Annotated in this window: 10 protein-coding genes; 9 read left to right on the forward strand and 1 reads right to left on the reverse strand. The window is 42.8% G+C overall.

Annotation, left to right across the window (positions count from 1 at the left end; translation table 11 throughout):
- Positions 1-10: 10 nt before the first annotated feature.
- Complete coding sequence (locus WC955_07290; protein ID MFA5858854.1) at positions 11-4,963, reverse strand: FlgD immunoglobulin-like domain containing protein; 4,953 nt, start codon at positions 4,961-4,963, stop codon at positions 11-13.
- A gap of 577 nt (positions 4,964-5,540) precedes the next feature.
- Between WC955_07290 and WC955_07295 the strand changes: the two genes are divergently transcribed.
- The 9 genes from WC955_07295 to WC955_07335 all read left to right on the forward strand — a co-directional run bounded on the left by WC955_07295 (position 5,541) and on the right by WC955_07335 (position 13,421).
- Positions 5,541-6,845: an O-acetylhomoserine aminocarboxypropyltransferase/cysteine synthase family protein gene (locus WC955_07295; protein ID MFA5858855.1), complete on the forward strand. Its 1,305-nt coding sequence runs from the start codon at positions 5,541-5,543 to the stop codon at positions 6,843-6,845.
- Between the two features lie 16 nt (positions 6,846-6,861).
- The gene (locus WC955_07300) at positions 6,862-8,034 is read left to right on the forward strand and encodes a homoserine O-acetyltransferase (GenBank protein ID MFA5858856.1); all 1,173 of its coding nucleotides are present in this window, start codon (positions 6,862-6,864) and stop codon (positions 8,032-8,034) included.
- The gene (gene metW, locus WC955_07305; protein MFA5858857.1) at positions 8,001-8,594 is read left to right on the forward strand and encodes a methionine biosynthesis protein MetW; all 594 of its coding nucleotides are present in this window, start codon (positions 8,001-8,003) and stop codon (positions 8,592-8,594) included. Before WC955_07300 ends, metW begins: the two co-directional genes overlap by 34 nt.
- A 13-nt stretch (positions 8,595-8,607) precedes the next feature.
- Positions 8,608-9,969 (forward strand): cystathionine beta-synthase, encoded by a 1,362-nt coding sequence (locus tag WC955_07310; protein MFA5858858.1) that lies wholly within the window; start codon positions 8,608-8,610, stop codon positions 9,967-9,969.
- Between the two features lie 19 nt (positions 9,970-9,988).
- On the forward strand, positions 9,989-11,140 hold the full coding sequence (locus tag WC955_07315; GenBank protein ID MFA5858859.1) for a cystathionine gamma-synthase: 1,152 nt from the start codon (positions 9,989-9,991) through the stop codon (positions 11,138-11,140).
- A 21-nt stretch (positions 11,141-11,161) separates the two neighbouring features.
- A complete protein-coding gene (locus WC955_07320) occupies positions 11,162-11,359 on the forward strand; it encodes a hypothetical protein (GenBank protein ID MFA5858860.1) in 198 nt (65 codons plus the stop codon).
- A 4-nt stretch (positions 11,360-11,363) separates the two neighbouring features.
- Positions 11,364-12,494 carry a hypothetical protein gene (locus tag WC955_07325; GenBank protein MFA5858861.1) on the forward strand — a complete coding sequence of 377 codons (1,131 nt, stop codon included), beginning with the start codon at positions 11,364-11,366 and terminating at the stop codon, positions 12,492-12,494.
- 14 nt (positions 12,495-12,508) lie between these two features.
- Positions 12,509-12,898, forward strand: coding sequence for a heavy metal-binding domain-containing protein (locus tag WC955_07330; GenBank protein MFA5858862.1), 390 nt, complete (start codon positions 12,509-12,511; stop codon positions 12,896-12,898).
- A 76-nt stretch (positions 12,899-12,974) separates the two neighbouring features.
- Positions 12,975-13,421: an Rrf2 family transcriptional regulator gene (locus WC955_07335; GenBank protein MFA5858863.1), complete on the forward strand. Its 447-nt coding sequence runs from the start codon at positions 12,975-12,977 to the stop codon at positions 13,419-13,421.
- Positions 13,422-13,621: the final 200 nt, after the last annotated feature.

A 13,621-nucleotide genomic window follows, 5' to 3' on the forward strand; every position in this document is an offset into this window, starting at 1 on the left:
TTAACTTTGCTTAGCGCGCGATAACTATTGTTCCGCTGATAATCTTTCCATCAATTTTGTATTGATATATGTACACTCCGGAAGGAACAGTGTTGCCGTTATCGTCTTTCCCATCCCAGATATCAGTGTTATTAAGTTTTCTAACATTTTTGTTGGCTAGATTGTATATGTAAACCGCTTTGTCTTCGTTAGAAGCGGTAGCGCTTAAGGACGCGTAGTAGTTTTGAATGCCGTTAAAGTAAATACAATCATTTATTCCGTCAGTATTCGGTGTAAATATTCGTTCTGCCGGTTTGTACACATTTGCGTTTATATTACGCGTATTTACTGGAAATACTGCGTAAATTGATAAGTGTGTTATCTTAACGCTGATCGTGTTTCGAGTAGTATCAATGCTGCCCCCGAGGTATCTCCATGCAGTGCCGTCATACCAAAATATTCCTAGCATTTCTTCCGCAATATTAGTGTCGTCTACAAATCCGTCGTTATCGCAATCGAAGTATAACAAGTTTAGCTGGCATGGTTTTGAGAACATAGTATTTTCAGGAGTGATTAAATACGCGCTAACGGGTTGTTTCGGTATTTCTGAAGGATTTAATTGTTTGAGTTGAAATGTTGTTACTGAGTTTACTGCACCGGGCGGGATTGTTAATGACACTGTACCGTCAATATCATTGCTGTCTGTCAGTGTGAGTACTGTGTTATTGGTTGGCGATGCCGTAGCAAAATGCTCTGCTTTCACCGTAGTGGCCTGTGTAGCGGTGAGGTTGATGTTATAGCTGGTATCTACCGCAATAATTCGCCATTCAATTTCTTCGCATGCGTATCCCACATCGTTTGCCGGTATCTCCGCGATATACTTTGTTTCATCAAGTAAAACTGCGGGTTGGGTTTTCCACTCAGTCCATACCCCTGTATTTTTTATGCGATAAGTTATTGATGCGGAACTCACAGCCACGTCGTCCGTGAGGTAACAGTACACACGGATTTTATTGCTATAAACCTCTACTGCGGGAATCGGTGAGACTGAAATCCCAGGTGCTGTGGTATCCCCTGAGTTTTGTAGAATGCCAATAGTTAATATCAGGTTTTGTCCTGTGACAACGTCTATTTGCTGAATCACAGGCTGGTAGCCCGGATATGTAATATATACGGAATAACTGCCGGGTTGTATAGAATCGAAAACAAAAGTGCCGGATGAGTTTGATATAACTTCTGTGTCCTCAATTTTACAGTTCGCGCCTTTGATACGGTTTGCTAATGTATTGCCAAACCCCGTGGATGCGTCATAAACGTATCCCAAAATCCTTATATTGTTTTGAGAGACAAAGATTGTTTGAGCGGATATTGTACTGGTATTGCCTACAGTATCCGTAAATCTTATATTAACGGCGTAAATTCCTTCGGGTAGCAAATTGTTGTTATTATCTTTTGCATACCAATACGCATATCGTCGTCCAGGACTAAACACTACGCTAGACGAAACAAAAGTTGATACTACAACATTGCTGGAGTTAGAAATATTGAAATTTAAAGTCCCGGATTCCATTGTTTGATAAGCCAGCGTTATCATATCGTTTATCCCGTCATTGTTCGGGCTAATACTGTCGCTAGACAAGGTTAGTGTTGGAGTAATAGAGAGAGTGTCAATATTAATATTTCCTGTTTTCGGAGTAGCGGACTGGCTGCTGGGGGTTATGGCATATATGGTATACACATACTTCCCGTCAGCTACAAAATATCCGTACTCGTCCTTACCATCCCATGTTGATAAATACGAACCGGAGGATTGGTAGGCGGAGTAAGTTATATTCTTTATAATTTCATTTTCTTGATTGGTTATGGATAATGTTAGATATGCTGAAGCTGAAAGAGTGTACGATATGCGCAGGATATCGAATTTACCGTCGTTATTTGGAGAAATAACAGAGTAATTTGATGAAACATTGATAATTGATACGCTGCCGGCAACTGGTACCGGGATTATGATTGAGGCAATTGTATTTCCTGTGCCTTGAATATGCCCGGCATTATCGATAGGGTGGATCTGATAATAATAAGTAATTCCTGGTACCAGCAAGTTATTGTCATCCACATATTTTGTTGATACTAATGAACTTCCCGTTGGGAGAGAAGTGCTGAAAATACCGGCGGTAGTACTGCGATAAATTGTGTAGTACGCTATGCCGCTTGCTGCATCAGTTGAAGCATCCCATTCCAGTATAATATCGCCGTTTTCTGCGGTAATAGCGGTTAATGTTGCAACTGGCTCCGGAGGCAGCGTGTCTACCACAATTTTTTGCGGAGGAGTAAACCACGCCGATAAATTCCCGGCTTCATCTGCAGCTCCGGATTGCCACCAGTAGAGGCCGTCGGATAGCGGGGAGGAAAGCGTATATGACGATACGTTTACCTGCATATTTTCTGCAACACCGGAAGTAAATGAATCATCCCGGGCAAGCTGCCATCTATAAACTATTTTTGAACTATCTGCTACATTGGTCCAGTCAAATACCGTACCTGCTGCGGAGGTCGTGATAAACCCATCGTCGGGACTTATAGGTAACGGAACTGATGGAGAAACGTTGTCGTACTTAAACGTAAATAATGTTGTCACGGTAGACCAGTTACCGGCATTATCCTTTGTCTTAACCCGTAAGTAATATATCATACCTGTTACCGCTAATGCGTTAGACTGGTATTCCGTATCAGTTGTAGTTACTGTATTTGGCGGATTGGCTGTTGCCGATGTTGAAAGCAGGACGGAATACCCGTTTATCCCCGAACTACTATCTAATGCGCCTGCCCAGTTAAAATACGGCATATAGCACAGGTTTTGCCATTTATTATTCGTAATTTCAACAGTTTGGCTGTTGTCTACCCAGCAATGACAGGACGTTGGGTTAGAAGGCGGGGTGGTATCTACTGATACTTGGTTTAACCCAAAATTCAGGGTGTTGTTTATTCCGGCTTGTACATTTACTGTTTGAGTGGATGTAAGAAATCCTTGAGCCGAAGCTTCAACTGAATACGTTACCGCAGCAGGCATGCTGGAGAACGCGTAATGTCCAATATTTGTTCCCGTTGGTTCAGTGGTAACTACCTGATTGGCTGAACGAATTCTTAAAGTTGCCCCGCCGATACGATTACTGCTGATATTACCCAAACCGGTAGAGTTATTGTAAACGTATCCGACTATGTTTCCAAAATTGGGATCCTGCGGAGTTATACATTCAATAATTGAAGTTGAGTAAGATAATGTTTCTGGTACAGTGTTTTTGTATGAGTCAATGCGGATATAATAAGTTGTTCCCGGGGTAAGGTTGGTTAATGTATAGTTGGTTCCTGCGGTTTTTGCGTTGTACCCGCCATGCGCTTCCATTAAAGTTACGTGGTTGTACATATTGACTGTATTACCGTACCCAGCTGAAAACGCGAGTGTAAGTTTTGAGACGTTTGCGTCACCGGTTGAGCTTACCCGATATCCTCCGCCAGTGCGGTACGCACGCCATCCCTGAGGTGCTGCAAAACTGTTATTACTGTCATACCATCCCGCCTGAACTCTGCGGTAAATACGCGGATCGCCGTCCCATACGCGGAACTGGTACTTATGAATTTTTGTGTAAGGAGAAAACGCTATACTAAGCTCAGTTGCTGAAGTCGCTGGACTATCGGAATAATAAGTGTTTGTCCTGTCTCCGTCAGTAATATACGCTAAATTACGCCACACTGCGCCTGTGGTGGTAGAAATTTTTCCTGAACACCTGTTGTCAACCGCTGTTTTCGCGGCTGAACAATAAATGGTGTATCCCGTCACGCCTGATACTGTGTTCCAACTCAACCGTATCTGCGACGAACTTAATGCTGTAGCGGATAAACCCGTCGGGGTTGCCGGTATTGTTTGTACTGGAATTGTGACTATCCCGGTTTCTACCCACGCAGATACTCCGGATGCGTTACGCGCGCGTACTTTAAACTGATAAGTGCCTGTAGAACCAGGTGTGTGATACATTCCGGGCCAAGGGATGTTTGCCACATTCGCTGTGGTTTGTTCAAACCAGTATGTCCATTCGGTACTGGTAGTAAGTTTTCTTGCGATATCGTACGATACAGCACCTGAAACCGCTGGCCAGTTTATGATAACGCCATAGCCGGACTCTGCGCAAGTATATGACAAACTTGTTGGCGCTGATGGAGGGGATGACGGGGGAGTTGTTGGGCCGTACTTAGGGCCTAGGTATTCATTATTTTCTACTGCCTCCACGCCGCCGTATTTATCAAAACATGCTGAGTCAAAATGGGTGGCGACTGAGACGTATCCTATTGAATACCGTCCTGCCGCAGGGTTCCATGATTCAGGGTACTTAAATTCTAATCCAGCTAAACGTTTATAACTTTTTACATCGCTAATGTCCTGTTTTGGCAGTGTACCATGCGCGGTTGCGCGTTGGGTTAATGGCCATGAATAAATCCCGTCTTTATACGACCGAAGGTCATGAATTTTTCCAGCTTGAAACAGTTCGTACAATGCGTTATACGCTACGCAATGGTCAGTATGGACTGAAGGGCTGGTATAGTTCGGATCTACTTTGTAGATAACCTTGTGGCTGGCATATGGATATAAGCGTTCCCAGTACATTACTTCTGTTTTTACCGCATCAGTAGACACGTGGCCATCACCGAGTGAACGCGAGTAAAAATTGTTTTCCGATACTCCAAGTTTCATCATCGCGGCTTTTGTTTCGCGTACTCTCGCTTGGCTGAACTGCGTAGTGGTCAATGTAACATTATATGGCGATGTTTTTAGTTTATTAATTGCGTTACTTGATTCGCCAACGGTTAGGATTACAATAATGACGGTACACCCGCTTTGTAAATGCTGTCGGATTGCACCTGCCATCGCAAGTGTTTCGTCATCGGGATGCGGGGCGTAAAAGATAGCGGCTGGAGTAATGGAAAACAATTTTGGGCATACAAGAAAAAATAGGGAAAGTGTTATAGTAAGAAAAGATAAACGCTTACTTATGAAAGATAACATATAAGTGTTTCTTTATAAGTGTAATTAATCATATAACAAAACATTCCAGTATCATTTATTCTAGCTTGATAAAGTATACAAACTAAAAATTGATATTTTAACAATATAATAAAATAAAGTTGTTGTGAATATTGTCAAGAGGGGAACAGTTTAGCTTAATGCCGCCGAATACACGTGTTAAAAACACCATTCCTAAATCTGCCATAAAAAATAATTTATGTTTTTACTTGACAAAATAGTGTTTCTTGGTTACAATCTATAGTAAGGTGATAGGGTATATAGGGAATTAGAAGGGAAAAGTGAGATGATTTTAAGAGAAAGTATAAGAAATGTAATAGTATTTCTTAAGAACGTGAACACCCATTTTTTTTATACCAGTTATTGTTGACTATGTCAATCGATTATATAGATTAATAATCTATATGTAAAAACAGGATGAGGGTAGTTAATGAGTTAGTGCCTAAAATAGCATTAAACAGTACAAAAACAAAAGGAGATTACAATGAGTGAAAGAAGATTAGAAACAATAGTAGTTCATGCGGGGCAAGAGAACGCGGACCCCACCACAGGCGCGCGAGCGGTACCGATTTACCAAACAACCTCGTACGTGTTCAAAGATACTGAACACGCTGCGAACCTCTTTGCGTTGAAAGAATTCGGTAACATCTATACCCGCATGATGAATCCAACGACTGATGTATTAGAAAAACGTATTGCCGCGATTGAAGGCGGTACTGGCGCATTGGCGTTGGCATCGGGTCAGGCAGCGGAAGTGTTCGCGTTGCTTGCCATTACGCAGGTAGGCGACGAAATCGTATCAGCAAACAATTTGTATGGCGGTACGTATCAGTTGTTCCATTACACATTTCCTAAACTAGGGCGTTACGTAAAATTTGTGAATTCCGCAAAACCGGAAGAATTTAAGAAAGCGATTACTTCAAAAACCCGCGCAATATACGCGGAAACCATAGGTAATCCCAAGCTTGACGTTCCGGATTTTGAAGCGCTTGCGAAAATTGCGCATGATGCCGGGATTCCGTTGATAGTAGATAATACTGTGGGTATTGGTATAGTAAAACCAATAGACTTTGGTGCGGACATCGTGGTATTGTCTGCCACAAAATTTGTTGGTGGGCACGGAACGTCTATCGGCGGGGTGATCGTAGATTCAGGAAAGTTTAACTGGAACAATGGCAAATTCCCTGAGTTTACCGAACCAGACCCGAGTTATCACGGTATAAAATATTGGGACGTTTTTGGCAACTTCCCCGGACTGGGCAACGTTGCGTTTATTATCAAAACACGGGTACAATTACTGCGCGATCTCGGTGCTACACTGAGCCCGTTCAACGCGTTCCTGCTTCTGCAGGGATCCGAAACATTGTCATTACGCCAGAAAAAACATTCCGAGAACGCGTTAGCGGTTGCAAACTTTTTGAAAACCCATCCGCTTGTATCCTGGGTAAACTATCCCGGCCTTGCGGAACATCCCACTCATAAGCTCGCTAAGAAATATTTGAATGGCAACTACAGCGCGCTCGTGGGGTTCGGTATCAAAGGCGGGTTGGAAGCCGGCAAGCGGTTCATTAATTCCGTACAGTTATTGTCTCATCTGGCGAACATCGGCGACGCAAAAAGTTTGGTGATTCACCCAGCATCTACTACGCATGCACAGCTCACTAAACAGGAACAGGAAGCTACGGGCGTAACGGAAGATTTTATACGGTTGTCAATCGGGATTGAGGATGTTGAAGACATCAAAAACGATATTGACCAAGCGTTAAAAAAATCTGTTACTACAAAATGAATCAACGAGGGCTAAAATGGAAACAGTAGATGATAGTATTGGAATAGTGGAAACAAAATATTATACGTTTGCCACGCCACCCAAAGAGTTGGTATTGGAGAGCGGCGAAAAACTCGGGTTTATAACTCTTGCGTACGAAACTTATGGCAACCTCAACGCTGAGAAGTCAAACGCTATACTCGTATTACACGCGTTCTCCGGAGATGCTCATGCCGCGGGATACCACCCAGGTGACAATAAGCCCGGTTGGTGGAACGACATGGTTGGCCCGGGGAAAGCGTTTGATACGGACAAATATTTTGTTATCTGCACAAACGTGATTGGCGGATGCAAAGGCAGCACAGGGCCGTCATCGATAAATCCGTCAACGGGTAAGCCGTACGGTTTAAGTTTCCCGATAATTACTATCTCTGACATAGTACAAGCGCAGAAACGGTTAATTGACTTTTTAGGTATCGACAAACTATTAACCGTTTCTGGCGGCTCCATGGGCGGCATGCAAGCGCTGCAATGGTTCGCTTCGTATCCGGAAAAAGTGCGGAGTGTTATTCCAATAGCTACTACGATGAAACATTCGCCGCAACAGATTGCGTTCAACGAAGTAGGCCGCCAGGCGATAATGGCGGATCCAGCGTGGAACAACGGCAATTATTACGATAAAACCCCGCCGGGCCGCGGCTTATCCGTCGCTCGCATGATCGGGCATATAACGTATATGAGCGATAATTCGATGGAGGAAAAGTTTTCCCGGCGGTTGAAAGACAAAGACGACAGTTTTAGTTTTAAATCGAATTTTGAGGTTGAAGGGTACTTGCGATACCGCGGGGACAGTTTTGTCAAACGGTTCGACGCGAATTCGTATCTATACATCACAAAAGCCATGGACTACTTTGACGTTTCGGGTGATAAGTTTTTTGTTACCGGCAGAAACGTGGATACCAAGTTTTTGGTGTTATCGTTTAAATCGGACTGGCTGTATCCTTCATATCAATCAAAAGAGATAGTCCAGTTGTTGAAGATGAGGCAGGTGGATGTTACGTACTGCGAAATATTTTCTACGTACGGGCATGACGCGTTTTTGTTGGAAGTTGAAGCAGAAAACAAGTTGATCAAACATTTTTTAAAAAAAGTGTTTGAAGAGAAAGGGGAAAACCAATGGGCGCAAATATACCGCGGTTTGATCATTTAATAATTGAAGGAATAATACATAACGGCGCAAAAGTTGTCGACCTCGGGTGCGGTACCGGGGAACTTATTTCTCATTTGGCGGACACAAAAGATGCCGTAGTACAAGGCATTGAGTTAAACGAAAACGCTATTTACAAATGTGTGGAAAAAGGGTTAAGCGTACTGCATAACGACCTGGATAACGGGTTGAAAGGGTTTCCGGACAAAACTTTTGATTACGTTATTTTGAACCAGAGTTTGCAGGAGGTAAAAAAGGTGGAATACGTTATAGACGAATCTTTGCGTGTCGGCATAAAAGTAATCATCGGATTCCCGAATTTTGCACATATAACAGCACGGGCCACTTTGTTTTTTGGCGGCCGCGCACCGATGACCGCGGCGTTGCCGTACCAATGGCACGATACGCCAAACCTGCGGTTTTTAAGTATATATGATTTCAAAAACTTTTGCAGGTGGAAAAAGATTAAGATTACTCAATCATGCTTTCTCGGGAAAAACGGAATTGTAAATGTTTTTCCAAACATTTTTGCGCTTAACGCTATTTTTGTGATTACAAAATAAACGGAGAATTTATATGGCTGTTTACAGAAACATTCTTGAAGCTATCGGCCGCACGCCGCTTGTACGGTTAAACAATATCGTCAGCGGTATCAAGTCTGAGGTATATGTGAAGGTGGAGTATCTCAATCCCGGGGGGAGTGTGAAAGACCGGATCGGACTCGCGATGATTGAAGCAGCAGAGAAGGAAGGATTGCTTAAACCCGGAGGTACAATTGTTGAAGCAACCGCCGGGAATACGGGCGTGGGGCTCGCGTTGGTAGCTGCCATAAAAAAGTATCGCTGCATATTTGTAATGCCGGACAAAATGAGCGCAGATAAAATTGTTCTTCTCAAAGCTTACGGCGCAGAGGTTGTGATAACCCCGACATCAGTACCGCCCGACTCGCCGGAAAGTTATAACGGCGTGGCGGACCGGTTGGCAAAAGAAATCCCGGGCGCGTACCGGCCGAACCAGTTCGCAAACCCCAACAATCCGAACGCTCATTATCTTACCACCGGGCCGGAGATTTGGCAGGATTCAGGCGGGAAGATCGACGTCTTCGTTGCAGGGATGGGAACCGGAGGGACGATTTCCGGAACAGCAAAGTATTTGAAAGAAAAAAATCCTAACATCACCATCGTCGGCGCGGACCCGGAAGGATCGATTCTTTCCGGTGACAGCCCCAAATCGTATAAGGTGGAAGGTATCGGCGAAGATTTTATACCAAAAACCTTTAACCGCCAGATTGTTGACGAGATGGTAAGGGTAAGCGATAAAGAATCGTTTTACACCGCCCGGCTATTAGCTAGAGAAGAAGGGTTATTGGTTGGCGGGTCATCGGGTACAGCGGTCGCTGCGGCCTTGAAATACGCGCAACAACTTACCACGCCGAAATATATTGTTGTGTTGATGCCGGATACCGGCAGGAACTATTTAACCAGAATATTCTCCGATACCTGGATGCATGAGAACGGGTTCTTAACAACAAAAACTATGAAACCGGTGAAGGTCGGCGAGATAGTAGATGTTAAAACTTTTCCATTACTAATATCCATCTCGCAAGACGCAACCCTCAACGCAGCGGCCAAGCTTATGCGCGAAAATAACATCTCGCAGTTGCCGGTAATTGACAAAAACAATAAGTTTGTCGGTAGTTTACAGGAAGCGGCGCTCATGAAGTTTTTGCATGACGGTATTGATTTTAACAACCAAAAGATTTCAGCGATTATGGGCCAACCGTTACCGGCGTTGGACGAGAACATAGAAATTTCTGAAGCATACCGGATACTATTGAGCGGTACCACGGCGATAGTGGTTACGCGTAACGATAATCCGGCTGGGATTATCACGAGGTCAGACTTAATAAATTATTGGTTAACACAAAAAGGACAATAGTGGGGAACGAAGTAAACGTATGAGGTATAAAAACATGAAATTTGAAACAAAAGCTATCCATGACGGGCAAAAGCCGGACCCGTTAACAGGTTCTGTAATAGTGCCGGTTTACCAAACATCGACGTATGAACAAGTGGCGATTGGTAAGCATACAGGGTACGAGTATTCCAGGACCGGCAATCCTACGCGTAAAGCGTTAGAGGATTCTCTTGCCTCGATTGAAGGTGCCAAACACGGGCTGGCATTTTCGTCGGGAGTAGCTGCAACGATGGCGGTGTTGAACTTGCTTAAACAAGGCGATCACGTTATCTGCGGGGATGAGGTTTATGGCGGTACTTACCGTCTTATTGAACAAGTAATGAAAAAATGGGGGCTTGAGGCGGACTATTTTGATGTTGACAACATACGCGGCTTGCCATATTTTATTAAACCCAATACCAAACTTATTTGGATTGAAACACCTACGAACCCGCTATTGAAAATTATTGATATTACTTTTGTTTCGCGGATTGCAAAAAAGTATGGGTTGCTGTTAGTGGTGGACAATACGTTTGCCAGCCCGTATTTCCAAAACCCTATTGAACTGGGTGCTGATATTGTAGTGCACAGCACGACAAAGTATTTAGCGGGGCATAGCGACATTATTGGCGGTGTGGTGGTAACTTCAAACGCTGGGATTTATAACGACCTTAAATATTACCAAAATGCAGCGGGCGCAGTGCCGGGCCCGTGGGATAGCTGGCTGGTTCTACGGGGAATAAAAACGTTGGCGGTACGTATGAAAGAACATGAAACCAACGCGTTATACCTCGCGAAATATTTAAATACCCATAGAAATGTGGAAACCGTGTATTATCCCGGGTTGAAAAACAATGCGGATTATACCGTAGCGAAAAAGCAGATGTCCGGGTTTGGCGGAATGATAAGTATGGAACTCAAAGGCGGGTATAAAAAAGTTGAAATGTTTATCGCAAAACTAAAACTCTTTATCCTTGCCGAAAGTTTGGGCGGCGTAGAATCCTTGGTTTGCTACCCGCCGAAGATGACGCACGTATCGTTCTCGCAGAGCGAACGCGAGAAACGTGGCATCAAAGATAACTTAGTCCGTTTGTCGGTAGGTATAGAAAATAAGGACGACCTGCTTGACGACCTGAAACAAGCGTTGGGATAATAAAGAAAGAGGGAAGGGAAGATGTATAAACTAATTGTGTTAATTGTCATCAGTATATTTATCCTAACGGGCTGTAGCGCCGTAAATAGAGTAGTTTCTCCGTTAGGCGTAATGTACGAAGAGACAACTTTGATGAAAGAGTATCAGTTGAACAAAGACCAGTCTGCCGGTGAAATTGGAACAACGAGTTCGTCATCACACGCATGCTGTGCGAATTAATAATATGAGCAAAATAATTGAAAGCATCATTTTTGTTTTCAGCGCACTCACACTTTTGCCAGTGTTTGTTTTTGCGTTGGATTTTACGCCTGTGTTCAGTTTTAACCGCAGTTTCAACACAAATATTGATTTATATAGAGTAACAACCTTTTCTCTTCCCTTCAGGGAAGATTATTACAGCGAAGGGCTTTTGGGGTTTAAAAGCAGCCACGTGTTTTCCAAAATGTTTAATATAGTTACCTCCGGGAATATTACGTTAAACGAATATGTTAAATACAAAGAACGTAAATCTACAAAATACGATTTTAATACAGCGATATTAATTTCTTTAAACCAGTTGCTGCTCAAACCGTGGGTCAGGTTTGAGAATAATAACGAGGTAAACACCACATGGAATTATTCATTTATCAATCCGGGGCTTGAAATCAACTGGGTACTCGCCGCGGGGCCAATTGTGAAGTTGAAATACGAAAACAAACAAAAGGTGTACTACAACAACCCAATCACAGAATTCACGGATACTAGCCTTACTAATCTCAATTCAACACAACAAAAACTTGATTTAAGCATGGTTTTTTGGCACAATCAACATCTGCGGTCAAAAATTGAATATACTAAACAGTTGGGAACATACAAGAATTCCGCGCCACCTCCAGCAATGGAAGAAAACGTTGTAGCAACTGACCGGATAGAAGACGGAACTTTAGTAAAAATTGAGGGTACCACTATTTTATTCAATTATTTGTTGCTAAATTTCGGGTATGGACAATTTAGCAGCACGTCGTCAATTGTTGGATCTAACTACAATTCGGAATACTACCAACTTGGCGGATTATTAAAACTCGGTAAGCGGGTAAGTGTTTTTTTTGATGGGACATATATGCCGCTCATTTTCCCAACTAAAACGTTTGATATCGACCTACTGGCCGAACGGACGCGGCGTGATGAGTACAAAAATATATCGGTTAAAGTTAGCGCTGAATTATTTAAAAACATATTCATAGATTTGAAATATCTGTATTCATTAAACGATTCAAAATATTTTGCGGATACAGATGCTAGAAAGGCGGTGTTGGATACCGGATATTCATATTTTCAGGAAGTATATTCTATGGGCGTCAGGGTAGGATTTTGAAGGAGGGTAAGTTTATGAAAACAGTTGGAGCATTGTTTGTAACATTTATTTTGGCAACCGGGACGACATACGCGATGAGTTGTCACGGCACGGGAGGAAATACAACTCAAGAAAATGAACCATCACGGTATACATCGGAGCAAGCACCGCTTGCTATACCGCATCACGAAATTGAGAAGGACACATCAACCATTGTTATTATCGATAAAAGTACGTCGACAACCGAATTAAAACAGGATACGTCGACTGTTGTTGGGACACTACCGCTTGTTCATAAAACAAAGGTAAATATTACCGCTACAAAAACGGTTTATATATGCCCCATGGGCGAGTATGAAGGCAACAAGCCGGGTAAATGCCCAAAATGCGGGATGAAGCTCAAAAAGCTTGTTCGTGTAAAATAACTTTGTGTTGACGTAAACCGGTTTTGTTTGTTTAATGTTTAATAATTGTGATTACCGAAATGACGGGTAAAGTAAGATGAAGATTTCATTTAAAGGCGATTACGCGTTAAAAACTATTCTGGACCTCTCTTTACATTATGGACAGGGAGTTGTATTGGCGCGTGACATTGCTAAACGCCAAGATATACCACTGAAGTATCTTGAACAAATATTGTTAACTCTTAAAGGCGCCGGGTATGTACAAAGCAAACGCGGTCCCGCAGGTGGATACTTATTAACAAAACTGCCAGAACAAATTACCATCGGCGAAATCGTGCGGTTGATGGAAGGGCCGACTTCGCCCATAACTTGCGTGAGTAGTTCAGGTTATGCCAAATGTTCAGACGAACATCTTTGTCCGTTTCGCAGCATGTGGGTAGAAGTAAAAGATGCGATTAATGAAATAGTTGATAAAACAACGTTTAAGGATATTTGTGCTAAAGCCAAAATTGATAGCAATAATGTCTTGATGTATAACATATAATGGTGGTTGAGTTAAAAGGATTTTGTGGAAAGCATTAAACCGGACAAAACACTAGACTGTACAGTTTTTTTGCCTGTAATGCCCCCCATTAAGTCAAGCATATAAATTAGTAGAAATCAAAGCCTCGTTCTTTTGCCTATTCTCAAACTCTACCGGTGTCATATACCCAAGCGACGAATGTGGGTAATCTGTGTTGTAAT

The organism is Elusimicrobiota bacterium, assembly GCA_041658405.1.
Taxonomy (GTDB): domain Bacteria; phylum Elusimicrobiota; class UBA5214; order JBBAAG01; family JBBAAG01; genus JBBAAG01.